This window comes from Nostoc punctiforme PCC 73102, assembly GCF_000020025.1.
Classification (GTDB): domain Bacteria; phylum Cyanobacteriota; class Cyanobacteriia; order Cyanobacteriales; family Nostocaceae; genus Nostoc; species Nostoc punctiforme.
Genome location: NC_010628.1, coordinates 124,037 through 149,618, shown reverse-complemented (window position 1 = coordinate 149,618; position 25,582 = coordinate 124,037). Strand labels below are relative to the sequence as shown.

Annotated in this window: 22 protein-coding genes; 7 read left to right on the top strand and 15 right to left on the bottom strand. The window is 41.2% G+C overall.

The window, feature by feature from the left end:
- Positions 1–36 precede the first annotated feature (36 nt).
- From NPUN_RS00535 to NPUN_RS00480, 11 genes are all read right to left on the bottom strand, one after another.
- On the bottom strand, positions 37–333 hold the full coding sequence (locus NPUN_RS00535) for a DUF2288 domain-containing protein (protein WP_041565097.1): 297 nt from the start codon (positions 331–333) through the stop codon (positions 37–39).
- A 107-nt stretch (positions 334–440) separates the two neighbouring features.
- Positions 441–1,478 carry an AI-2E family transporter gene (locus NPUN_RS00530; RefSeq protein WP_012406932.1) on the bottom strand — a complete coding sequence of 346 codons (1,038 nt, stop codon included), beginning with the start codon at positions 1,476–1,478 and terminating at the stop codon, positions 441–443.
- Positions 1,479–1,957: 479 nt separating this feature from the next.
- Positions 1,958–2,596: a lysophospholipid acyltransferase family protein gene (locus tag NPUN_RS00525; RefSeq protein WP_041565817.1), complete on the bottom strand. Its 639-nt coding sequence runs from the start codon at positions 2,594–2,596 to the stop codon at positions 1,958–1,960.
- Positions 2,597–3,072: 476 nt separating this feature from the next.
- Positions 3,073–3,957 carry an ACP S-malonyltransferase gene (gene fabD / locus NPUN_RS00520; RefSeq protein ID WP_012406930.1) on the bottom strand — a complete coding sequence of 295 codons (885 nt, stop codon included), beginning with the start codon at positions 3,955–3,957 and terminating at the stop codon, positions 3,073–3,075.
- Between the two features lie 264 nt (positions 3,958–4,221).
- A complete protein-coding gene (locus NPUN_RS00515; RefSeq protein ID WP_012406929.1) occupies positions 4,222–5,214 on the bottom strand; it encodes a beta-ketoacyl-ACP synthase 3 in 993 nt (330 codons plus the stop codon).
- A gap of 119 nt (positions 5,215–5,333) precedes the next feature.
- Positions 5,334–6,356, bottom strand: a complete 1,023-nt coding sequence (gene plsX, locus NPUN_RS00510) for a phosphate acyltransferase PlsX (RefSeq protein ID WP_012406928.1) — start codon at positions 6,354–6,356, stop codon at positions 5,334–5,336.
- 326 nt (positions 6,357–6,682) lie between these two features.
- On the bottom strand, positions 6,683–8,164 hold the full coding sequence (locus NPUN_RS00505) for a leucyl aminopeptidase (protein ID WP_012406927.1): 1,482 nt from the start codon (positions 8,162–8,164) through the stop codon (positions 6,683–6,685).
- 594 nt (positions 8,165–8,758) lie between these two features.
- A complete protein-coding gene (locus tag NPUN_RS00495; RefSeq protein ID WP_012406926.1) occupies positions 8,759–9,925 on the bottom strand; it encodes an EcsC family protein in 1,167 nt (388 codons plus the stop codon).
- 160 nt (positions 9,926–10,085) lie between these two features.
- A complete protein-coding gene (locus NPUN_RS37270; protein ID WP_012406925.1) occupies positions 10,086–10,280 on the bottom strand; it encodes a hypothetical protein in 195 nt (64 codons plus the stop codon).
- A 110-nt stretch (positions 10,281–10,390) separates the two neighbouring features.
- Entirely contained in the window at positions 10,391–11,218 is an 828-nt protein-coding gene (locus NPUN_RS00485; protein ID WP_012406924.1) for an alpha/beta fold hydrolase, read from the bottom strand.
- Between the two features lie 113 nt (positions 11,219–11,331).
- Complete coding sequence (locus tag NPUN_RS00480) at positions 11,332–12,057, bottom strand: lysophospholipid acyltransferase family protein (RefSeq protein ID WP_012406923.1); 726 nt, start codon at positions 12,055–12,057, stop codon at positions 11,332–11,334.
- Between the two features lie 379 nt (positions 12,058–12,436).
- Here NPUN_RS00480 and metG point away from each other — a divergent pair, with 379 nt between their 5' ends.
- The 5 genes from metG to menH all read left to right on the top strand — a co-directional run bounded on the left by metG (position 12,437) and on the right by menH (position 17,855).
- Complete coding sequence (metG, locus tag NPUN_RS00475) at positions 12,437–14,041, top strand: methionine--tRNA ligase (protein WP_012406922.1); 1,605 nt, start codon at positions 12,437–12,439, stop codon at positions 14,039–14,041.
- A 170-nt stretch (positions 14,042–14,211) separates the two neighbouring features.
- A complete protein-coding gene (locus NPUN_RS00470) occupies positions 14,212–14,841 on the top strand; it encodes a LabA-like NYN domain-containing protein (RefSeq protein WP_041565095.1) in 630 nt (209 codons plus the stop codon).
- Entirely contained in the window at positions 14,841–16,046 is a 1,206-nt protein-coding gene (gene lptC, locus NPUN_RS00465) for an LPS export ABC transporter periplasmic protein LptC (RefSeq protein WP_012406920.1), read from the top strand. The genes NPUN_RS00470 and lptC overlap by 1 nt, the downstream gene beginning before the upstream one ends.
- Positions 16,047–16,403: 357 nt before the next feature.
- A complete protein-coding gene (locus tag NPUN_RS00460) occupies positions 16,404–16,805 on the top strand; it encodes a metal-sensing transcriptional repressor (RefSeq protein WP_012406919.1) in 402 nt (133 codons plus the stop codon).
- A 231-nt stretch (positions 16,806–17,036) separates the two neighbouring features.
- Positions 17,037–17,855, top strand: coding sequence for a 2-succinyl-6-hydroxy-2,4-cyclohexadiene-1-carboxylate synthase (menH, locus tag NPUN_RS00455; protein WP_012406918.1), 819 nt, complete (start codon positions 17,037–17,039; stop codon positions 17,853–17,855).
- 14 nt (positions 17,856–17,869) lie between these two features.
- Here menH and NPUN_RS00450 read toward each other — a convergent pair whose 3' ends face one another.
- Positions 17,870–18,520 (bottom strand): glycoside hydrolase family 24 protein, encoded by a 651-nt coding sequence (locus tag NPUN_RS00450; RefSeq protein ID WP_012406917.1) that lies wholly within the window; start codon positions 18,518–18,520, stop codon positions 17,870–17,872.
- Positions 18,521–18,755: 235 nt separating this feature from the next.
- Positions 18,756–19,415 (bottom strand): NAD(P)H-binding protein, encoded by a 660-nt coding sequence (locus NPUN_RS00445; RefSeq protein WP_012406916.1) that lies wholly within the window; start codon positions 19,413–19,415, stop codon positions 18,756–18,758.
- A 180-nt stretch (positions 19,416–19,595) separates the two neighbouring features.
- Here NPUN_RS00445 and NPUN_RS00440 point away from each other — a divergent pair, with 180 nt between their 5' ends.
- A complete protein-coding gene (locus tag NPUN_RS00440; protein WP_012406915.1) occupies positions 19,596–20,267 on the top strand; it encodes a DUF1997 domain-containing protein in 672 nt (223 codons plus the stop codon).
- 57 nt (positions 20,268–20,324) lie between these two features.
- Here NPUN_RS00440 and NPUN_RS00435 read toward each other — a convergent pair whose 3' ends face one another.
- Positions 20,325–20,795: a DUF4079 domain-containing protein gene (locus NPUN_RS00435; RefSeq protein ID WP_012406914.1), complete on the bottom strand. Its 471-nt coding sequence runs from the start codon at positions 20,793–20,795 to the stop codon at positions 20,325–20,327.
- Between the two features lie 275 nt (positions 20,796–21,070).
- Here NPUN_RS00435 and NPUN_RS00430 point away from each other — a divergent pair, with 275 nt between their 5' ends.
- Positions 21,071–22,354 (top strand): ankyrin repeat domain-containing protein, encoded by a 1,284-nt coding sequence (locus NPUN_RS00430; RefSeq protein WP_012406913.1) that lies wholly within the window; start codon positions 21,071–21,073, stop codon positions 22,352–22,354.
- A 577-nt stretch (positions 22,355–22,931) separates the two neighbouring features.
- On the opposite strand, the gene NPUN_RS00425 is transcribed toward NPUN_RS00430, so the two are convergent.
- Complete coding sequence (locus NPUN_RS00425; RefSeq protein ID WP_012406912.1) at positions 22,932–24,323, bottom strand: PP2C family protein-serine/threonine phosphatase; 1,392 nt, start codon at positions 24,321–24,323, stop codon at positions 22,932–22,934.
- Positions 24,324–25,582 lie beyond the last annotated feature (1,259 nt).

The following is a 25,582-nucleotide window of genomic DNA, read 5'->3' as shown; positions in this document are numbered from 1 at the left end:
CACTTAGCTATCATCAAAAATAATACAAAAACTAATTTAGGTAGCGACTATTTCCTTCACTAAAACGTAAGGTTGAACGATGAGAGTATTAAATCGCTTACTGCGTTCAAGATTCCATTCTCCCACCTGTACTGTTGTGGGTTTGGTAATTAATTGCTCATCAATCCACTGTTCTACTGATGGAATGTTATCACTGGCGATCGCTACTCCAACATCCACCAAGTTTAACTCCGGTGCTACCAAAATTACTGCATCTCGTTGTACATGAGGAATTAGCCACTCCCACTCTGCCTCATCCAAAATTTCTGTTAATTCCGCTTTTAAATCCGACATCATTCTTCAATTTGTCTTGGCTAACAAACTATTTTACATTAATTACTACAGACGCGATGAATCGCATCTCTACTCCACCTTTTGTACAGACGCGATTTATCGCGTCTCTAAACTTCTGATTTCATTTCATCAATTTCAAATAAAGATACAATTACTCCCGCGATTGGAATAGATATAAAAACACCTAATAATCCTGCTACTCTAGCGCCTACTAGCAAAGCAAAAAATATCACTACAGGATTAAGATTCAGCGCACCTTGCATAATTCGAGGCGCAATCAAATTGTCTTGTATCTGCTGGAGGATAATACAGGCTATCAATACTTTCAATGCTAACCAAACACCTTGAGATAAGACAAATAGAGTAACTGTGCTTACTCCTAATGTTGCACCTATGCCAGGAATAATATCAACGATTCCGATTATGATTGACAATATCAAAGCAAAAGGTACTTTTAATACTAAGAAAACTAGAAAGGTTGAACTTGTGAGAAATCCACTTAATAATAGCTGACCTCTAAAAAATCCTAAAAAAGACCGTCTGATTATATTTGTAAATCTATTGCGGCGCTGTTTTGGGACTATTTTTAAAATAAAATTCCATAACTTGTCTCCATCTAATAGCATGAAGAAAGCCACAACAGCAATTAATATAAAAGTCACAAAATTCGTCATAAAGCCTTGCAAAATTGCCAAACTAGTCACAAGAGTTGAGACAGCTTGATTCCGCAATTGTTCTTCAATAAAACTTAAATCTATTTGTAAATTACGAGTTCGTAAAAATCCTTCTAGTCCTTCTAATAAAGGTACTAAAGAATTTAAAAATGCAGTGATACTATCAATTAATTGTTGCCCTTGAGATAAAACCGTTAAGCCCACGGTAATTATCAGACCGCCTATAATTACAATACTGAGCAAGAATACGACACCAACCGCTACACCGTGGGGTAAAAAACGCCGCAGCCCATATACAGGATAGCTGAGTAAAAAAGCTAAAATTGCCGCAAATGTAAAAATAACAATGACTGCTTCAAAGTAAGCTAAAAGCTGTACAATTGCCCAGCCAGAAGCAACTAAAAGCAAAAAACGGACTAATGCCAGATTATTTAATCGCTCCCAAAAATTTTTGGCTTCAAAGCCGCTCATAATGCTGTTTAGTTTAGGGTGAAATTGATGGTATATTTGCCTAGCAGTTGCATTTAAGCACAAAGCCTGACTTCATTGCTAGAGCGGGTTGACCTTAAACATACAGAAGTTAAGAGGCGATCGCTACCTCCCTAAAGCATATACAGCAGTTTTCTTTCGTATGAAGTACAAAGCTACTGGTTTGAAGGCAGGGGGCAGAAACTCTTTATATTATGATTTTTAGTCCCGCATTTTATACCTTATTTACCAAAAAGGGGAAAAGGGGAAAGGGTAAGGGGGAAAGGAAAGGATAAAGAACTTTTTCCCACAAGGTATAAAGCCCCTATTTTTAAATAGGTCGAATAAAAAAGAAGATTTTTAAGACACGCAGTACGATAAAAATCAGTGTCCATATTTGAAACCCCTGCTTTTAAGTTACTGGTTCCCTTTCCCCTTTCCCTTTCTTCATTTGGAAACTGCGTTATCTAAGCTTGTATAGCTTATCGTCCTAAATCATGCATTTTGTTAATTACCGTGGCACACTTTTGTGTCAACGCCTCCAATTCCTCTTTATTAGTGGAAGTGGGAGCATCAATCAAGTTACCAATTCTCACAGTGATGGGAACTGCGTGAGGTAGGGACGAGCCTTTTTGCAAAATCTTCTCAGTACCACAGACACTTACTGGTAATATTGGGGCTTTTGCTTTCGCCGCTAGCAGCAGTGCGCCTCTTTTGGGGTCTGTAATTCGACCATCTGGGGTGCGAGTACCTTCCAAGAAAACACCGACAGCCCAACCTTTATTGAGATAATCTAAAGCAGAACGGATGGCATTGCGATCGGCACTTCCTCGACTCACCGGGTAAGCACCATACAATTTAATCGCTTGCGCCAAAACTGGGATATTAAATAACTCTTCCTTAGCCATGTACGCCACTGGACGACGCACACAATTAGAGACAATCGGCGGGTCAAAGTAACTAGCGTGATTACTTACTACTAGTAGCGGCCCTGATTGGGGGACATTTTCCGCACCATAAATCTGGCCCCGAAAGTAAGTGTGAAGTATGGGGCTAACGACTGACCATTTAAAGGCGTGGTAAAGCGCCAGACTAATGAACGGTTCGCGGTTTTTGTCCACAGAAGATAATGCAAATAAAACTGAATTTAGCATACGCATAGACGCTTTGCGGCTTCCCGCAGGGTAGTCCGCCTGCGCGGACTAAAAAAATTGAGTGTTTGAAACCCACGGAGGTGGGTAAAGCCTCCTGTAGATGCGGTTTCTAACCGCCTATTTAAAGTGAAGTTGAAACCAATCTACAGATGTGAGCCACTACTATTCAAATGGTAATCGCTGTAAAACTGCGAGAATTGCGATCGCTGCTAAAACAAAAGATTTTTGACTAATTGTTACCAAAGAGCTTGGTAAATATAAGGTTTAGGATTCGGACTCACTATCCGCTTTTTCGTTCAAAATTAATTCTGTAGCTTGTTTCCCTAAAAGGGCATTCTGGCTCCTGACTAAGTAAGTTTGCACAATAAAATCAAACTATGTAAATAAAAATGAACTAGGCTAAAATCCTTATACCTATTGCCTGTTGCCTGTTGCCTATTGCCTTATCCCAATGCTAAATCAGCACCACTCTGGATATTTTCTAATATTAAGTCAGGGCTGCTACGTTTAATCAAGCCAGTTAAGACTTTACCAGGGCCAACTTCTACTACTCGCTGGATACCGTTAGCTGGTAATTGCAAAGAAATTTCACGCCACCGTACAGAACCAGTCATTTGTTTGTTGAGGCGCTGCTTTAAAATCTCGGCATCAATAGACGGAATTGGTTCTACATTAGATAAGACTGGCACAGTAGCTGGTTGAAATTCCACAGATTCTAAAATGTTTTGGAATTCAGCCGCTGCTGGTGCGATTAAATGTGAATGAAATGCTCCAGAAACTTTTAGGGGAATAGCACGCTTGGCTTTAACTTGAGTCATCACTGCTTGTACAGCTTCAGTTGTGCCTGAAATTACCACCTGAGCCGAACTATTATCATTTGCTAGAACCACATCAGGCGTGTGGGCAATGACTTTTTCTAACTGTTCGCGGTCAAAGTTCATCAAAGCTGCCATCATTCCACCCACGGCATTATCCATGAGTTCTGCACGACGCTTTACTAGATATAAACCAGCCGACCACTCAAAGACACCCGCTACATAAAGGGCAGAATATTCTCCCAAACTGTGGCCAGCAACTAAATCTGGCTGTTGTCCTCGTTCTTGGAGAAGATCTGCAAGAATGCTTTCTATCACATAAAGACTTGGCTGAGTATATAGCGTCTGTGATAACTTGGCTTCTTCGTTTTGACAGATTTTGGTTACAGACCAGCCCAAGATTTCCTCGGCTTGGGCAAATTTGTCTTTAGCGAAGGGTATATCTAATAAGTCTATTCCCATTCCCAGCGTTTGAGATCCTTGTCCGGGAAACACCCATGCAGTTTTAGTCATTGATCATTAGTCAGTGGTCATTGGTCATTAACAAAAAACAAGATATTTTAGATTTTAAATTTTGGATTAAATAATTCAAAAGCGTTTGATTAAAAGATCGCAGCGTTCGTATAGCGTTCGGCTACAAAGTTCAAAATTTAAAAAGGTCTGAAAGCAAGCGAATTTAAACGTGAGAACAAATCTAAAATCTAAAATTCTTGATCTAAAAAAGAGCATTCACATTCATGTATGGAATCAATCTAAAATCTAAAATCCAAGATTGAGTCATTTTCCCCATTGGAAAATTGCCGCGCCCCAGGTAAGACCGGCACCAAAGCCGGATGTCGCAACGATGTCATGGGGTTTAATTTTACCTTGTCGTACTGCTTCATCTAAAGCTAAGGGGATGGAAGCAGCTGAGGTATTGCCGTACTGGGCGAGATTACTTATAACTTTATGTTCTGGGATATTTAGGCGTTGAGCAACGGCATCAATAATGCGCTGATTAGCTTGATGCAACACTAGCCAATCTATTTGGTCAACCTTAAGGTTAGCTTGAAATAAGGCTTTATCTATGATTTCTGGGACTTTTTGCACAGCAAAGCGGTAGACTTCTTTGCCGTTCATAGTAATAGGTTGATAAGTGCCTTTAGTGATGTTTACACCAGGGAGCAATTCTTGGGAAGCGCCTGCATAAGCAAGATTGAGGTGATGGTTTTGAGTGCCATCACTTTTAAGGGCAAATCCTAATAAGCGATCGCTTTTAGAAGCCTGTAATACTACTGCTCCTGCACCATCGCCGAATAGTACACAAGTCCGACGATCTTGCCAATCTACCCAGCGAGAGAGGATATCTGCCCCTATCAACAGTACATTTTTATAGACACCTGTTCTAATGTATTGGGCTGCTGTAACCAGACCAAACACAAAGCCAGAGCAGGCTGCTGTCAAGTCAAAGGCGACTGCGTTGGTGGCTCCTAATTGAGCCTGTACTTGACAAGCACTACCAAACAAATCATCAGGGGTGGAAGTCGCTAGCAAAATCAGGTCTAGGTCTTCTGGTCTAATTCCTGAAGCTGCGATCGCTCGACTGCCGGCAGCAGTAGCTAGTCCACTTAACGACTCAGATGACACCGCTAATCGTCGTTGACGAATTCCCGTTCTTGTGGCAATCCACTCGTCTGATGTTTCAACTAGTTCAGTTAATGTCTGGTTGTGTAGGGAAGTTGCTGGTACTGCCGAGCCACTTCCGGTAATTGCTATGCCTAAGTTTTCCACTCCTAATCTCCCAAGCTATCAGCTTTTGTCCTTTGTCATTTGTCCTTTGTCATTTGTCCTGTGTCATTTGTCCTGTGTCAGTTGTCGTTGACAAATGACTAATGACTAATAATTAATGACTAACCGCTTTCGCGCTCTAGGATATATTGGGACTGAATTCGTTGTAGCACCTGGTTGTCAACAGCTTCTTTAGCCATGCGAATAGCATTGAAAATTGAAGGTGCTTGTGAGCTACCGTGACCGATAAAACAAACTCCTGCCACGCCTAACAACAAAGCACCACCATGTTCTGCATGATCCATGCGTTGCTTAACTCGCTTCAGGTTTGGTTTTAAGAATGCTGAACCGATTTGACCATGCAATCCTTGGGGTAATTCTTCCCGCAGAATTTGCAGAATCACTTCTCCAACTGCTTCGGCAAATTTTAACAGTACATTGCCCACAAAGCCATCGCAGACAATTACATCGAAGTGACCGGAAAGCACATCACGCCCTTCGGCATTGCCAATAAAATTAATTTGAGAATTTTCGCGGAGCAGTTGGTGGGCACGGACGGCTGCATCATTGCCTTTAGAGTCTTCTTCACCGATATTCAATAAGCCCACTTTTGGTTCGGTTGTACCTAAGACATACTGACTGTAAGCCGATCCCATGACAGCAAACTGCTCTAAAAACTTCGGGCGGCAATCTACATTTGCGCCGACATCAAGAACTAAGACTGGCTTACCAGCAACAATTGTCGGAAAAACAGTCCCAATTGCTGGACGATCGATTCCCGGCAATCGCCCTAAGCGGAGCAAAGCCGATGCCATAGCTGCCCCAGAGTGACCGGCAGAAAATACGGCATCTGCCTTTTGCTGCTTGACTAAATCCATTGCCACATTGATAGAAGCCTTGCGTTTGCGTCTAACTGCATTTAAAGGCTCCTCATCCATTGCGATCGCTTCCTCAGCAGGAACGATCTCCACCTGCGCTAAATTCGTTTTTGGCGGCAAGGCAGCTTCTATTTGTTGGGGATCACCAACAAGTAATATCTCTACACCCAATTCTTCCTTTGCTCGCAGTGCGCCAGCAACGATTTCACCGGGTGCGTGATCCCCTCCCATTGCGTCAATTGCGATCCGTACGCGAGTCGATCCCATTGCTCAGAGCTTTTAGAAACCTTATAAATTTTACCAGATGGCTTTGCCGAAAAAGCTTAACTTTCTGACCGCCAAATTACTTCTGTTACTATTGCAACAATTTTTGCTGGCAAGCTCAAGATAGCACGAATTGGGTTTTGGGGAATGGGGGATGAGGAATGGGGCAGGGAGCAGGGAGCAGAGGGAAATGACCTAAGCTTTGAGTCGACAAGCTTTGCGGAACATGGATCTGATTCCCCCACTTCTAGTAAGTGGTTCTCAAGAGAGGGGTCGAATCCCCTTTTTGCACTCTGCTCCCTGCTCCCTGCTCCTCTGCCTCCTACTTCCTACTCCCCAATCCCCAACACCCAGTTAACTAGCAACCGAACCCCGTAGCCAGTAGCGCCTGCGCCGTTGTAGCCGTTTTCTTTATCTGTCCATACTGGGCCGGCAATATCTAAATGTGCCCAAGGGGTTTCTTTGACAAATTGCTTGAGGAAAAGGGCAGCCGTAATCGCACCACCTGGACGCGGGCCTGTATTTTTCATGTCCGCAATCCCAGACTTTAGCCCTTCAAAATATTTTTCTTCCATTGGCATCCGCCAAATTTTTTCCCCTGAGGTTTGGGCAGCTTTTTCGATCTGGGAAGCTACGTCATCATCGGGAGTGTACAAACCTGCAATATCATCACCCAAGGCAATGACGTTAGCACCTGTCAAGGTTGCTAAATCAACGATCGCATCCAACCCTAATTTCTCGGCATACACCAAAGCATCTGCAAGGGTTAAACGTCCTTCTGCATCGGTGTTGTTCACTTCAATTGTTTTGCCGTTTGATGCGGTGAGGATGTCTCCAGGGTGCATGGCGCGACCGCTAATCATGTTTTCAGCTACCGCCGAGATAAAGTGAACTTCAACATCTGGCTTAATTTGAGCAATTGCTTTTGCTGCCCCCAAGGTAGCAGCCGCACCGCCCATATCCATTTTCATGGTTTCGATGCCGCTACCAGCACCTTTAATATTGAGTCCGCCGGAATCAAAGGTTACACCTTTACCAATAATTGCTAGTTTCTTTTTCGGTGTACCTTCTGGTTTGTAAGTCAGGTGAATGAATTTAGGTGGCAACTCGGAAGCTTGTGCTACTCCTAAAAAGGCACCCATACCCAACTTTTCACAGTCTTCTTTTTCGAGAATTTCTACTTGTAAACCGTAGTCCTTGGCGATCGCTTGAGCAGTTTCGGCTAAAGTAATTGGTGTTACCGCATTGGCTGGTGCTGCCACTAACTCCCGTGCCAAATTTACCCCAGAAACGATTTGATTGGCGAGGGTAATGGCTGCTTCTTGTCCACTGAAACCTAGTAAATCTACGGTTTCTATTTGCGATCCTTTATCTTCTGGTTCTGATTTAAAACGAATATCTTGGTAAAGTGCTAATTCAACACCTTCTGCGATCGCTTGGGCGCTTGCGGCTGGATCGTTATTCCATAATGGGAAGCTAAATCCCAAAATTTTGCTTTTTTGCTTTTTTGCGACTCTGGCTACCGCAGCAGCAGCGCGTCGCAAAGTGTCGAGTTTGAGTGCATCTGGTTTACCCAATCCTACCAGAATCAATTTACGCACTGGTCTACCAGGATTCACCCGTGTGAAGATGGTACTGTTGGCTTTACCTTTAAATTCTTCTTCAGCAATTAGTTCTTTTAAGACCCCAGAAAACTTTTGATCTAAAGTTGCTAGTTCTCCGGTTAACTCTACTGCATCTTCAAATAATCCTATTGCCAAACTATCGCCTGCCCACTCTAGCAAAGGCTTATCACTAGGTTGAATTGTCATTTTGGGATTTTGTGTAAGTATTCCTTCTTGTACCAGTATTGCTCAAAATTCTTGTTTCAGGATGAGGGGAATGGGTATAAGGTATTGGGCATAGGGCATTGGGCATTGTGGAGCAGGGAGCAGTAGCTATAATTTAGTGAATTAGTGCAAGTAGTACTCATTGACGAGTCTTTTATCCTCGTGAATCCATATCAGAACTCCGTTAACGAGGCTTTTATACTCGTGAATCCACATCAGAACTCCGTTAACGAGGCTTTTATCCTCGTGAATCCACATCAGAACTCCGTTAACGAGGCTTTTATCCTCGTGAATCCATATCAGAACTCCGTTAACGAGGCTTTTATCCTCGTGAATCCACATCAGAACTCCGTTAACGAGGCTTTTATACTCGTTAATGAAGCTATGATCTTCATTCTTTTACCTGACTTTTCGCGTTATGTGGAAAAGTCCACCAAAAACCTAACCCCCTAACCCCCTTCCCGACGCGGGAAGGGGGAATATTCAAAGTCTCTCTCCTTTTAGGAGAGAAATTTTCCAGATACCGTGAAAAGTCAGATTCTTTTACGTCCTGCTTCTTGCCCAATTCCCCATTCCCTATGCCCCAATTGTTGTATCAATGTTAAATTTTCTGGCGATCGCTGCTATTATTTCTTGCTCAAGTGGTGTAGTCTTATGGTCAAGCTGGGCAACTTTTTTACACTGAACGAGTAAGGGTATAGCAAAATCACGATTCAGCTGATTGAGCAGTATATCTAAAGACTTAGGTGATTTGATATTTTTGGCAATGGCATCCAACGAGGTAGGACTGAGTTTTAAAGCTTGTAATTCTGGCAAAATTTCTTCCAAAGTCTTATCTGGATGGCTAGCCAGAATCATGTGAACTAAGATTTGATCCATGACGGCTTCTTGAGCGATCGCACTTTCGAGATACTTTTCACTTTCTGCTTTTAATGTTGCCAGAGTTTGTGGCGATGCCAGAGAAGTTGATTCATCTAGCTTGGCTTCATAAAATCGACAAGCAGCATAACCCAATGAATAGATCATTGTTGCATTTGAACTAGCTGCGATCGCAGCACCCGCTAAAGGCACATTTCGCAGTAAGCCTAATCCCGCAGCTTTCAAAAGACGACCTCCACCCAAAGCCAGACCAAAAATTGCCAGGACTTCTCCTTTACGGGCAGGATCTTTTAAATCCAGCCCGTAGTCAAATGCAATTTGATAAAGCATTTCTGACTGCAATTTTGTTGTCGCTGTTAAATCAATTGCCAACAACGCCACTGCTATTCCTGGCAAAATACTAGTGGCTAGTCCAACAGTGCCTGCTTGAGTCGCTTTTTCCACCATGATTCGGTGAGCAATCTGGCTGGGTGATTCATTTGGATACTTTTGTTTGAGCTTGTTTACCGCAGCTTCTGCTTTTTCCAAATCAACAGCATCAGGAGTACCAATTAACCAATTTAGATTTAATACTCCAGATAGTTTTCTAATCAACCAATTTTCGCTGAGGCGATTCACAACCTGACCACTGGTTTGAGTTGTTTGCTCAATTAACTTGTGTGTTTGTTTCGCTGTCGCTTCTCCCACCTCTAATGCTGTGTCTAAAACTGCTTTGCCAGTCTGAGCAACACTTTGAACAAAAGACTCTAATTCAGACGGTTCATTTTCTACTGATGATTGAGCCTGGATTTTTATTTCTGAAGTTTCATTAGGTGAATTAACTGATTTATTCACTACTATTTCTTGTTGGGATTTGTCTGCCATTACTTGACACCATCTTGTAAAGCCTCTCTAAACTTGTTGTAGCGAATTATGAACGGCTCTACATCTCTCTATAAACGTAAATATCAGCTTAAGATTAACTATTTTCTGGCTTGCCCCAGCCATCACGCAAGTAGAAATTAAAGCAGATCGCCAGCTATTTTTAAAGCGCCTGCTGAAAAGTCTTGATGGCATCCACATGATTCACCATAAGAATGCAACATAACAACAAATCCAGATCGATCCCTTTGACTTCTTCACTACTGGAAACCCTCTCATAGTGAAGTGCCTTGTCCTCTTTCCGCAGGTAATAAACTTCTAACACACCATCTTCCCAGAACCACACTTCTGGAATCAAGAGCTGCTGGGGTCATTTGAGTCTCCAGTCTGTTTCCAGATGAGAAATAATTTCGGCGTAGAAAAGCAGTTTGTTTATTTTAACTTCTTTTTGAGATCAGGGCGCTCATCCTATCCTCTCACCTCTAGCCCTGTACTGATATCAGCATTATTTTCTAAAAAGTCGTTATCTTTAAGAATTTCATAGAGATTAATATCTTGCTCTAGCAAGCAAGCGTGTCCGCACTCGGGCAGCACCACAATCTTGTTATTTGGTAAGATATTCCCTATCCGCTTCACTTCTGTTACAGAAGGCAAAAGGCGATCGCTACCACCGGCAATCAACAAAACTGGTTGAGTTAAGCGACTTAGTTTTTCCTCATCAACTTCAAACTCTCGCAGTAAAGACAATCGCCACAGAACGGTTTCTGCTGGTACAGAACGCATGGTTTTCAGCAGTTCATGGCGATCACTCCGAGAAATGCGAGGCAAAGATGCCAAAAACGGCAACAATCCCAGTGCGCCAACATCATACAATTCTGATGGCACTAGGTAAGTAAGTTGAGATGCCCAACTCAACCAAGGGCGAAGACGAAAGGACGAAGCTGGGTTAATTAAGATAGTTCGCTTAAATAAATGGGGTGCTTGGATCGCTACTTTCATTGCCAAGCAACCACCAAAGGACTCACCACACAAGTAAACTGACCTGTGAGAGCTTTTTTCTAATTCAGCGTCGATTAAGTCCAATACACTTTTTGTTAGCACATCCCAAGTGTTAAGGTCTTTCCGGGGGAGTGCCAAAGAACGTACATCAAAGCCAGTTTCTAATCCAGCAGTCTGCGATCGCAATAATTGACCTGTTCCATCCATTCCCGGTAAATATACCAATAGCGGATACTCTGGCTGTACTCGTTTAGGAGTCAGGAAACAAGGCTTTAACTCAACTTCAGAGATAGTCATTGGTCATTGGTCAATGGTCATTAGTCAATGGTATAAAACTTTTGAACTGTTAATTGTTCCGACAATCCAAAATTGTTCGACTGAGCAAAGTTGAAGTCCAAAATCGAATAGCTCTAATAGCAACCTTGACGAAGTAAATGGCTAATTTCACCATGACAGTGTTCTGTCAGTTCAGCCACAACAGTTCTGGCTTGTTTCCCGTGATATTTTTTTTGATGTTGGGGTGTTATCCAATAAGGGCGACCGATTAACACCGCAACCCGGCGATAAATTACCAAAGGATGCCAACCAGCTTGATTAAATAAAGGTTCTGAAGGGTCAAATACACTCAAAAGCCTTAAGGGAAAACCATTCGTGTTTACCTCTTCTAAGGAAGCGATCGCGATCGGCAAAATTGCTAAATCTTGCACATCAGCTCGCAATGCTAAATGGGCAAATCCTCGTTGAAACTCACCCACCTGGTTTGGCTGAGTAGATTTCACCATTGGTGCAGTCCCTTCTGGAAATACTCCCACCATCTGCTTAGACTGCAATAGCAACTGCGACTGCGAAAAAAAGCTTTGTTGGCGGTTTTGAGTTTCCTCCAAAGGAAAACACCCCAATTGACCGGTGACAATCTCCCGCATTACTGGCACTTGTCCCATATAGTGATGGCAAGCAAAGCGAATCGGACTTGATAACGCCGCCATTAATATCAGCGCATCCATGAAGCTGCGGTGATTGCTGACTACCAAAACGCTAGCATCCTGGGGAATGCGATCCTCATAATAGCGAAACATTTGTGTTGAGAGTGCCGCCACCAAAGTGCGAGAAATCTCTAGGGGGCTATTTCGACTCATACCTAATCATCAATATATTCCGGTAAATATGGCGGTTTATCTTAACTTAATTTTTACATTTCTTTACTACTGCCATGACCGTCTTAAGATAGAAATATCTGATCTATAAAACCAGCTAAGTTTTCTGCATTCTGCATTATGTATTCTCGATCACAATAATTTCTAATAGAAAGTATTCAAAAAAATTATGATTAGTTACTTTTTCTCATATAGGCAATAATGATTTGAATAGATACATATTACAAAACAATTTTTGACCTGATAAATTTGCTACTATTAAGGTGTTATTGGAAAAAATGGAAATATTATTGTATAATTGCGTGGTTTTGCCCACAAAAGTAAGAAGTAAAAGGTTTTAATAAGTTAATTTTTATTTTGTATGAATCTAGTGAATAAAACAGAAAAAACATTTGCACTGACAACACCACTATATTATGTAAACGATGTCCCCCATATAGGCAGTGCTTATACGACGATCGCAGCAGATGTAGTAGCGCGATTTCACAGGCTGCTAGGGCATCAGGTATTACTAATTACAGGTACAGATGAACACGGACAAAAAATTCAGCGATCGGCAGAAAGTTTAGGCAAAGCGCCACAAGAGTTTTGCGATGAAGTTGTCCCCAGTTTTATTAGTTTGTGGCAGTTACTAGACATTAAATACGATCGCTTTAGTCGGACAACTGCACCTCGTCATGAAGCGATCGTCAAAGAATTCTTTGAGCGAGTCTGGGAATCTGGTGATATCTACCAAGGACAACAACAAGGGTGGTATTGCGTATCTTGTGAAGAATTCAAAGAAGAACGGGATCTGCTAGAAGGACATCGTTGTCCGATTCATACTAACAAAGAAGTTGAATGGCGAGACGAGCAAAACTATTTTTTCCGCTTATCTAAATATCAAAATAAGCTGACAGAGTTTTATCAATCTAAACCCAATTTTATTCAACCAGAAAGTCGGCGTAATGAAGTCCTCAGCTTTGTCAATCAAGGACTGCAAGACTTTTCTATTTCACGGGTAAATCTAGATTGGGGTTTTCCCGTACCAGTTGATCCCAAACATACCCTTTATGTTTGGTTTGACGCGCTGCTAGGTTATGTCACGGCATTACTCGAACCAGATGCAGAACCAACTTTAGCAAATGCTTTAGAAACATGGTGGCCAATCAACCTGCACTTAATAGGTAAAGATATTTTGCGCTTCCATGCAGTTTATTGGCCGGCAATGTTGTTGTCAGCTGGCTTACCCTTGCCAGAAAGAGTATTTGGGCATGGCTTTTTGACTAAAGATGGTCAAAAGATGGGTAAAAGTCTGGGTAATACCCTTGATCCTGTTTCGTTAGTTCAACGCTATGGTAGTGATGCCGTTCGTTATTACTTCCTTAAGGAAATCGAATTTGGCAAAGATGGAGATTTTAATGAAGTAAGGTTCATTAATGTTCTGAATGCAGATTTGGCAAATGATTTAGGTAATTTGCTCAATCGCACCTTGAGCATGGTGAAGAAATACTGCGTTGACAATAATGTTCCATCAATCGGCAATGAAGGAATTTCTGACGAAAATCCTTTGAAAACAATAGGTTTACGTCTAGGGGAACAGGTGAAAGAAGCATATAAGGAACTAGCCTTCAGTCAAGCCTGCGGCGCTATCCTTTCACTGGCACAAGCCAGTAATAAGTTTATTGATGAACAAGCTCCTTGGTCATTATATAAACAGGGACAGCAAGAGTCCGTGGAAAAAGTTCTCTACGCAGTTCTAGAATCAGTTAGACTGGCAGCTTATCTGCTTTCCCCAATTATTCCAAACATCAGTAGCGATATTTATCAGCAACTGGGCTTTGGAATAGACTTTAACGATCAAATACAAAGTTCAGTTACCGCTCCTTTTGCCACCCATGCGACATGGGGGATACTATCTAGTAAACAACAGTTGGGTACATTCCAACCAGTTTTTAAGCGAATAGAACCCCCGAAAAACGATTAGTCCTTATCAAACTCTGATTTTGTTCAATTTCTTATTCTCTCAAAAAATTTATCGGGGCTTAATTTATTTATATTAACCCCGGAACATTATCATAAGCCGCTGTGACTAGCATCTAAAAGTTCGTAATTTGTATCAAAAATAACAGGGATAAAAATCGAGGTATCACAATGATGTTGAATAATTTTGAAACCGATTCAATATTTACGCCAGAACAAGTTTTGGAGAATCGGGGTAGGGTCGCCATATTTATTGACGGCTCAAATCTATTTTACGCTGCACTGCAACTAGGGATTGAGATCGATTACACGAAGCTATTGTGTCGATTGACTGGAGGTTCTAGACTTCTACGGTCTTTTTTCTACACTGGTGTAGACCGGACGAACGAGAAGCAACAGGGGTTCCTGCTGTGGATGCGTCGCAATGGCTATCGAGTCATTGCTAAAGATTTAGTCCAGCTACCAGATGGCTCTAAAAAAGCTAACCTGGATGTAGAAATAGCAGTAGACATGATGGCGCTAGTAGATTCTTATGATACCGCAGTTTTAGTCAGCGGTGATGGGGATTTGGCTTATGCGGTCAATTCAGTTAGCTATCGCGGCGTGCGGGTAGAAGTAGTAAGTTTGCGTTCGATGACCAGTGACAGCTTAATTAATGTAAGCGATCGCTACATCGATTTAGAAGCCATCAAAGAAGACATTCAAAAAACCCCTCGCCAAAGCTATCCATACCGACCGTTATCTGGTATCGGCTTTTTGGAAGACCCAAGAACTAGTGATGGACACCTAGAAATCCAAGAATAATGGCGTATCAATTTCATAAAAGAGGGAGACAGGGGGAGAGAAAGATTCAAAATTATTCCCCCACTCCCTCCTTCCTTTTTTTACCTTTGATTTTTTTCTTGATATTTGGTTTAGTAAGTTGTGGGGGTAAATCCCCTCCAGCTTCTCAAGAAAATTCTGCGGCTTCATCTAAGCAAGATAGCAATTTAACCTTCTTTGATGTCACCCTAGAACAGGCAGATGAAGTGGGAAGACCAATTTGGAAAGTCAGGGCTAAACAAGCAAAATACACCAAAGAAAAACAAATTGGTCAAGCTGAAAGTCCTTATGGTGAACTATATCAAGATGGTAAAATAGTTTACCAAATCAAGGCAGATGTCGCAGATATTGAACAAGATGGGAAGCAGTTATTTCTTAAAGGTAAGATATTTGCCACAGACCCTAGTAATGGAATTGTATTGCAAGGTAATGAATTAGAATGGCGGCCCAAAGAAGATTTGTTGATTGTCCGCAACAAAATTAACGGTACTCACAAACAACTACAAGCTGTAGCGCAAGAAGTGCGAGTTAAAACCCGCGAACAGCGCATGGAATTTTCTGGAAAAGTAGTAGCAAATTCCGCCGATCCCCAATTACAAGTAAGAACCGAGCATTTAGTCTGGAATATTAAAGAAGAAAAACTGATTGGCGATCGCCCCATACAAATTGATCGCTACAAAGATAATAAGATTAGCGATCGCGGTAAGGGAAATTATGCCGAAGTCAACTTAAAAACAAAAATTGCCACTATTCAACAGAATGCTCAATTAGATTTACTAGACCCACCAGTGCAAATAGCTAGTAACTCTATGACCTGGAATATGAATGCAGAAACTGTTACTACAAATTCGCCTGTGCGAATGTTCCAGCGTGTCGAAAATCTTACCGTGACTGCAAATCAAGGTGAAATGAAAATCCCGCAAAAAACGGTTTATTTAACAGGTAATGTCAACGCCATTGGTCAGCGTCGCCAGTCTTTGCAATCTAGTACATTAACTTGGTATTTAGACAATAAGTTAGTTGAAGCTCAGGGAAATGTGGTTTATCGGCAAGTTGACCCACCGTTAAATTTTACAGGTGAAACAGCCGTTGGTAATCTGCAAACAGAAAATATTGTTGTCAAAGGTGGCAGTTCTAGCGGTAGGGTAGTAACAGAAATTATTCCCCAAGAAAAAGCCAATCGTTAATAATTAAATAGACAGTTATAAACCTCAAGTACACGAGGCTTTACCCACCTAAACGAGTTAAAAATAAGGGGATTTTACCCCTTGTTTTTTATTAAGGAACTCCAAAAAATCAATTATCCAATTTCTGAGCTTCACTACGACTTTCCTGCCCCCTGCCCCTAAAGTAATGGGATCTTTTTGTATTTGGAAGTCCCTTAGCTCACACAGCTAGGCTACCCTACGGAAAAGCTTGACCTAAGTTTGTGTGCCTATATGCACGAATTGAATTTGCCATCAACACCCATAGGTGTAAACTCATTAGCGATTAACATTACCCTCTAGGCTAGGATCTTAATATTACAAGTCCTTTGATAACCCATGAATGGATCAAACCGATTAGGTAAGGAATCCTTGCCAATATCCCAACAAGCAGAACATTCCCAGCATCATGATACAGAACATGAGCATACAGATCATACTCATGGGACTGGAGAGCCTGCTCATCCTCACGTCCATAGCGAAGAGTCTTTACGGCGAATTGCCAATCGATTATCGCGGATAGAAGGACATGTTCGTGGTATTAAGACAATGGTGCAGCAAAATAGCCCTTGTCCTGATGTTCTATTGCAAATTGCCGCAGTGCGAGGCGCATTGGATAAGGTAGCGCGAATTGTTTTGGATGAACATTTAACTGAATGTATTGCTAGAGCTGCACACGAGGGTAATATTGACGTTGAAATTAAAGAATTAAAAGCTGCTTTAGATCGATTTTTACCTTAAAAATCTTGAAAAATCAAAAATTCACTGGCACGACAAAACATTTTGTAGAGATGCAATATTTGCTGTATTTACTCAGGTAAAGGGTTTTTTACGCCAAAATTAGCATAAGTGTTTTACAGTCATAGCTGATAGTCTAGGTAGCTCCAAAGAAGTTGCAAGGGGGTAAATTATACCCTTCAAAGTATATTAGGCTAGGGATATTTTGACATTGCCATTACATATCTTCCAAAAATGATTTTAAAAAAATATAAATTTAACTATTTTTTAAATGGAAATACTAACAAACCTCTAATTATTTTTTTACACGGCTTTATAGGAAACATTCATGAGTTTAATGAAGCCATAAAATTGCTATCTGAAGATTTTTGTTATCTCACTCTGGACTTACCAGGACATGGTAAAACTGAAGTTTTAGGAGGTGATGAATACTACCAAATGGAATCCATTGCTCAAGCAATAATCAATTTATTGGATGAATTAAGAATAGATAAATGCCACTTAATTGGCTACTCGATGGGCGGAAGATTAGCTTTATACTTAACTTTACATTTTCCACAACGTTTTATTAAAGTTGTATTAGAATCAGCCTGTCCAGGTTTAGCAACAGAAGTAGAACGATTAGAACGAATTAGGCGTGATGCTCAAATAGCTAGAAAATTAAGCAGAAGTATTCTTCAAATTGATTTTGCTGCTTTTTTGTCAAATTGGTACAATCAACCAATTTTTGGTTATATAAAAAATCATCCACAATACGATCGCATGATAGAAAATCGCTTGCAGAACAACCCGCAGGAATTAGATAAATCATTGCGCTTTATGGGGACTGGATGCCAACCTTCTTTGTGGGAGAAGCTACAAGAGAATAAAATTCATATACTCTTACTAACTGGTGAATATGATAAAAAATTTATATCTATTAATACAGAAATAGCTCAAATATGTGAATTTGCACAGCTAAAAATAATTAAAAATGCTGGACATAATATTCACTTTGAAAATACATTAGCATTTGTAGAAAATATCAAAGATTTTCTGTCTACAGCAAATTAGAAATTAAGATAACCTCACGGCTTCTTTACTGGTTTTCTGGAAGGAGTTGGCGATGGTGTTAAATTTGGGGCTATTGGTTGATTAGCTGCGGTTAATTCCTCTTGCAACATTTTCTGATAAACTTTAGGCAAAGAGCTACTAACAGAATTAGTTTCTATACCATATCCTAGACTTGTCCAGGTGGGGGAGAGCCGCCGCAAAACATCATTTAACTTTCCCTGACGCAGCAATTGAGAAAGATCGGTTCCCCAAACTTTAGAATCAGTTAACCAACGGTAAACGACTATATCTTGATATTCTGCTTCAAAACTATAACCAGTCCAAAACATCATCTGCATCGGTCTTGGGTGATAACGAGGGGCTAAACGATACCAAGTAATGTTGATAATTTGATATCTGCCAGCAGCCGTAGAACAATTACCTGTATTTGGTCCTGTGATAATTGTGACGCATATCTCAGGATGTCGGCTAAGGTCGTTAACTTGCTGTCCACCGTATAACAGCGAATAAGGACGGTTTCCACTGGCTTCACTCGCGGATATGGTTCGCATTAAAGCACGGATATAGGGATCGCCCTGTTTCATCACCAAAGGTGGCTGTTTATCTGCAAAGATGGGATCGGAAGGCGATCGCAAGTCTCCAATATACCATTGCAACAAATACACAAAGCCGAGAATCGCGGCTATTGGTCCAATAAGTTTTTCAACACCTTTGAATTCAAAGCCTTTCAGAGTCCGACTCCTTCAAATTCGCTCTCTTTGCTAACAAAAATCATCGACGAACTCATTCTGACTAAGTTCACTTCCATCCAATACAGTATTTTTGTAAAGGCACAGTAATACTGTGCCCAAAATGCTTGTTGTATCTAAGCAAGACTTCTACAGGAATTAAACTGCTTAATTAGGCAACGTTAGCAAATAATTCTCCAAAACTTTTGGAAGCTGCTTCAGGCTTGGCTACAATTTCGACAATTTTATTGCGTGCATCCGCTTCAAACAGCGCCTCAACAGCAACTTGGGCAACTTTTTGCCTGGGGATGCTACCGTCAAACAATGTATCAGCGCTCTGCATCACGATCGCGTCAAGGTTATCTTCATTCTTCAACCCACCAGGTCGCACAATCGTATAAGTAAGACCGCTTTTCTGGATATACTCTTCAGCTTGCTTTTTCCACACCAAAATCAGCCAAAACAAATTCAGTGGATGGAAGAACTGCGAAGTACACAAAGAAGAAACTAAGACAAAATGCTCAATTCCCTTTGCTTTGGCAGCGTCTACTAAATTTTTAGTCCCTTCAAAATCTACTTTATAGGGGCCAGTGGGGTCAAAACTAGGTTTTGCACCAGTCGCAACTAACAAAACTGTGCTATCTCCCAACGCAGCAGTAATACTTTCTGGTTGTAATACGTCGCCTACAACCAACTCGGCTTCAGGAGACAGAATGCCCTTAGCTTTCTCTATATCCCGCACCAAAGCCCGGACGGGAATATTCCGCGCTATCAACTCTTGCACAATCCGACGACCTGTTTCACCCGTTGCCCCTGCTACAAATGCTTTCATGAGAAATGCTATCCTGGGAAACTATTGTGTGCTTGTTTAGTTCTTTAATTTTAGTAATTCTATGGAGTTGATGGCAGATTAATGAGGTTTTGGTCAAAATGGGATATTGATGCGAAACGACCCAGGCACGTGGGGAATTATTAATATAGACAGAACGCCAAAATATACAGTAATGCATTTATGCTTTCAAGACAAGGCGAATATAAATCCTGGGAAATAACAGAAGCAGTTTTACCTGTAGCGTCCAACCAAGAAGAAGCCAAGAACATATTAACAGACACAAATGTAGCGACGATCACAAAATTTTACGGTCGTTATCAAGATTTTATGGAAATGCCTGCCCCAGCAGAAAAGGTTGCTGAGTATCTTAACGCTCACGCCTTATGGTTTTCTCGTTGTGCTGAACCCATGAAAGTGCAATTACTTGGGGAAAATGGCTATGCTCTAGTAATTGGTCGTTTTGGTGCTTTCGGTTATGAAGTAGAACCGAAAATTGGTTTGGAATTGTTGCCCCCAGAGGAGGGTATTTACCGCATCCGTACAATCCCCATTCCTGATTACCAATCGCCTGGTTATGACGTAGATTATCGGGCATCTCTACAGCTAATAGAAAACGATGCTTGCAGTAGCGGCGAGGTTACGAGAGTCGAATGGGAATTGGATTTAATAGTTGATTTGCACTTTCCTCGGTTTATCCAGCGATTACCCAAGTCTATAATTCAATCTACAGGCGATCGCTTACTTAACCAAATTGTCCGCCAAGTTTCCCGCCGCTTAACTCGTAAAGTTCAGCAAGATTTTCAGAAATCTTTGGAAATACCCTTTTCTGGGAATTCCAAACAAAAGCGCTGAGTCAACAGTCCTTTGTCATTTCTCATACACTAATGACAAAGGACAAAGGACAAATGACTAAGCTTTAGTAAGAATTCTTTGGACAATTTGCACGCCAGTAACAGCCTGCCAAGCAAAAAGTCCCAAAAGCGTGAAATTTAGCAAAATATGGGTTGCGCGTGCCCAGTTTGCCCCTTTCTGCATATAAGGGGACAAAGCAGCAGAAAATGCAATCAGACCCGTCATACCCAGTCCTGCCAGCAGGTGAGGGCCGACAAATAACTTGCCATTATTGATGTAAGTGACACCCATCCCTCCAATTGCACTTGCTACCATCAAACCTAAGAGTATAGACCCGATTTGGTAGTGTCTAACGTTGTATCTACCTTTAATCAGTTCTTTCTTTTCTTCCCCCTGAGCATTTCTGGTACGCTGTAATTGCAGCCCCAAGTAGGCAGCATAAATTGAGAGTACTAATAGCGCCCACATCAGCACCGGATGGAAGAAATTCAGCCAATATTTCACCGACGCAGAAAGTTCCAAACTCATAGTGTTCTCGCCTAATTATTAAATCTTCATAAAAATTAGCATAACTCTATTCTCTGTGCTTCAAGCTGCACAAATTAAAAGAGTCTAAGGGATGAGGAGAGAAGACAAGAGTTAAGCATCCCTTACCTTAGAATGCTTGCCAAGACTGCGTTTCTTAATTTTTAATTTTTAATTTTCAATTTTTAATTGCATAACCCTCTTGCCAAAGTGCATAAACAATCTCAGACTGAGTTTTGAGGGTAGACGAACAAAACCCCCTGTGTGGGATCTCATTCATGACTGAAAACAACGATACTTTGCTGCTAAAAGCTGCTAAAAGTGGTGATATTAAGGGGCTGTGTGCGCTACTGGCTGTTGGCGCGAGGGTAGATGCGTGCGATCGCCAAGGTACTACGGCGTTAATGTTTGCTGCCAATTTAGGCTACACCGAAATTGTGCGATCGCTCCTAGATGCCGGGGCAAATATCAACTTGCCCAGAAAACTCTATGGTTTGACGGCTTTGATGTTAGCAGCTAGTGCCAAACAACTTGACATTTTGAAACTTTTAGTATCCAAAGGTGCTGATGTCAATGCCACTAATGAAGATGGCAGCACAGCTTTAATGGCCGCAGTCCTCAAAGGTCACATCAATGTAGTGCGAGTCTTATTGGCTGCTGGTGCGGAGGTGAATATTGCCGATAAAGATGATGATACTGCCTTGAAACTTGCCATTAAGCAGGGAAACATAGAAATTTTACAAACAATTCTCCAAACTGGTGTTGATGTCAATATCCCAGATCAAGAGGGTGAGACACTTTTAACATTAGCCGCAGACTTGGGGCATCTGGAGGTTGTGGAAGCACTGCTAGCGGCGGGGGCTAATGTGAATGTAAAAAACGCTGATGGTGGAACTGCATTATTGGCAGCAGCAGCAGGGGGACATAGTGCGATCGCAGCAGCTTTACTGGATCGAGGTGCTGAAATTAATCTCCAAGACCAAGATGGTGAAACTGCCCTACATCTTGCCGTTGTGGAAGGCTACATTGATATCGTGCAAGTATTACTTAACAGGGGTGGAGATGTCCAAATTAGGAACCGTCTGGGTGATACGCCACTGCTTGTAGCAGCATTGCAGGGACATAGCAAAATTGTCGAGGCCCTACTGTGTTCTGGGGGAGATATTAATGAGAAAAATCTTGGTGAAGTACCTTTGACGTTGGCTGTATCACAAGGACACACCCAAACAGTGAAAGTGTTATTAGACTATGGTGCTGATGCCAACACTCTAGGAAATGATGGCAAAACTGCTTTAATTAAAGCAACCGAACGCAAGCACACAGAGATCATACATTTGCTGCTGGCAAAGGGGGCAGATGTGAATTTTCAAGACTCAGCGAGAGCAACATCATTGATGTGGGCTGCCTCAGCAGGTTATGGCGAAATTGTGCAGTTATTACTCCAAGCTGGGGCAGATGTGAATTTAAAAAACCGTGGTGGTTATACTGCTTTGATGATTGCAGAATTTAATGGTTATAAAAATGTAGTGCGGAGTCTGCAAAAAGCTGGAGCGCAAGAATAGCTATTTTAATTCTGAATTTTTCAACTAAAATCTTTTCAGGAATGTCTTGACAAATGATTAAATGAAGGTTGTTAACTTAAAGACTAAGTAAGTTGAAAACTGCCAAGTTTAAAATTTAAGAAACAAAGAAAGCAAAACTCCGTCGTAACTGTTGTGAACTTGCTACGGCGGAGAAAAGAAAAATTAAAACGCCAAGAGGGAACAGGCTAAATGCTTGCGTAACAAGGATAACAAAAAAGCAAAAATGAAGAAGTAAATTTACTTTTTGCCTTGTACATTTTACTTTTTACCTGTTCTCCCCCTTGACGTTTCCTACTGTGCTAGATGTGTAAAATATATAGTTTTTGCTTAAACAGAAATGTATTCTAAGGATCATTTTTTATGTATTATCCTAATGACTAAATACAAGCAAGTCCTGAAAAAAGGTTAATTTGCGATTATTTGAGCGATCGCTACGGAAATTTAAATAAAAATAAATTAAAAATTAAATTTGGCGTGGTAAATATCCAGTTGCCATAACCAGTTGCCATAAAATTAGGTATTTATTCATGATTTGACCAGGAAAAATGGTTAATGACTATAAAATTTGCAGAACAACTAGTGTCATATCATCAGTGTTTTGCTTATCATCACCAATGAATTGCTGAACTTGGTCAAATAAATAATCCACAATTTCCTCTGGTCCGTTACAGTACTTGCAAGCCGTATTGAATCCAGCGACAAAGTTATCTTCATCGAAGCGATCGCCACCAGCCGCCGCCGCATCGGTCAAGCCATCTGTATAGTAAATAATGGTATCCCCAGGCTCTAACTGTACCTGAGCATCTTCATATTGGCTGTTAGCATCCAAACCGATTAGCATTCCTAGAGTATCTAAACGGCTGACAGTTTTCGTGGCTGCGTGCCACCATAAGGGAGGATTGTGTGCCGCATTGCTATAAGACAGAATTCGACTGTGAGGATTATATTCTGAATAAAATAGTGTTACAAAACGGTGAGAATTTTCCAAATCCGCATACATAACTCTATTTAAGTTTTGCAGAATTTTTGCTGGGGAATTCCCATGTAGCACTTCTCCTCTTAGCATTCCTCGCATCATCGTCATAATCAGCCCAGCAGGGACACCTTTGCCCATGACATCCCCAATAACCAAACCCCAGCGACCAGTCTCGGTGTCGCCTTTAGTCTTAGACCGAATTTTATTCTGATTGGTAGCAATAAAGTCGTAGTAGTCACCGCCGACACGATTTGCAGGCTTACAACGGGCAGCTAGGACTGCACCAGGTATTGTGGGACATTGACGTGGTAGAAGTCGCCGTTGAATTTCTGCACCAATTTCTAGTTCTTGGTCTAAGCGTTCTTTTTTTCTTAGTTCTACAGCTAGTTCATCGTTTTCGATCGCTACTGCTGTTTGGTCTGCCACTAACCTAACTAACTTTTGCCTAGTTTCTGTCCAACTATATTCTGGATCGCGGCTCAATACATAAAGCCATCCCCTTTCTGTATGCTTTACCAGAATTGCCGTACCAAAGATTTGCACATCTGGCCCCAAATAGCGATGCATCTGGTCATCCAAAATCCCCGTCGCATTCGCTAGAGGGGCAGCATTGGGCAAAAGCGTGATTTGACTGCTGGCTATTTCTAGCGCTTTGCGGATATTCTTGCGCTGTCCACTATCTTGCCAATGTAACTGTTCTAACCTGACTTGACCATTAGGTTTGTAGAGAAACAGGGCGCTGCCGTCTGCATCTGTCACTCTTGTTGCCATTAGCGGAATCAGTTCCAAAAACTGATTCAAATTATTGAAACTTCTCAGGGCAAATCCTAAAGAACTGAGCAAATCTTGAATTTTGTTCTGTTCCCGGTGCAACCTTGCCACGAGTTCTTTGAGTGCCACGACTGGGGTGACATCCGTCGCGGCACTACTATTGTTGTCAGTGGGTTGAGAGGGCAGTTGAGACACAGGCACAGGTTCTATTGCACTTTATATTGGCAGATTTTAGATTACTTGTAAGCTTTTTGGCTTTCGCATTGCTAAACCATATTTAGACAAGACTTGTCAGTTTAGCAAGAGTATAAAGACGTAACAGGCAACTTTTATCAGTATTTTATTTGCTTATTGTATTTTTGATGGAATCTTAGTCATTTAAAATCATGTATTTTTAGTCAAAATCCAACCCGTAAAAATTACTATAGCGGTTCTAAATTATATTGAATATAGACCTAATACCGAGCCTTGTAGAGAGATGTATGTACACCTTAGCCTTTTAGGAGAAAGGTCAAAGTGTATTGCATCAAAACGAGAAACGCTATAGTTTTGGTGATAGTTCAGAAAGCTTTTCCTTTTTTCATAACTTAATTCCCAAAGCATATCTCTAAAGTCAGAAAAATACTTTATTCAAAGAATAATTTATAACCCTTTCAGAGTAATTGTTTGGGTATAGGCAACTAGGAAATTAGAAGTCTTTTGACTGAAAACCTCTATAAGGGCTCAAATTGAGCTTAGTTTTGTAAAAACAGACTTACATTCATTCCCAAAGCTGAGAATATGTAAATTAAGTCTTTAAATACTTAATCTGTATACCATAATTACCGTGATAATCGCCAAGGATGACACTAAATCTAGAAAAAATCTCCTCCAATAACTTTAAGTCAAAAGCCTGAAACAATGTTGTCGTTTAATCATCAGAATTCAAATCTCTCGATTTACTACAAAAATATTTGTAGATTCTTTCGCAAGTAGGGGCTGAAAATACACCTGGGAGTGTTGAAACAGCTTACTTACACTAATTCGCTTTTTGAGTCCACAGTGGACGATTTTCCGAATTTCTGATGGTCGGAAGCTGTCCTTTTGGCAAGTATTGAGCAAATAGCTGACGCTCGTAATTCCACTTTTAAGTAAGTTAGGGGCAGCGTGCAGTTCTCTCGACTTGCTAATGCAGTCGCTTCATGCTACGCATAGCTTGCTTCTCCGACAGCAGTACAAGTTGCCATAGCCAATATGAGTTAACTACGGAGGGAAAATACCGCAGTGCTTGACTCACCCGCGTTGGCTCTTTAATGTACTTCTTACCCCTCAGACTGCTGTCCATCCCACACCACAATAGTTAGATTTGTGGGGGTGAGTATCTTGTCTACCCTTTAAGTTTCTACAAAATGTAAGTTTACGGGCTTTTGTGTGTAGTAACTAAATGTCTTGCTACTCCACTTAAAAAGCCCTTAAAGGGG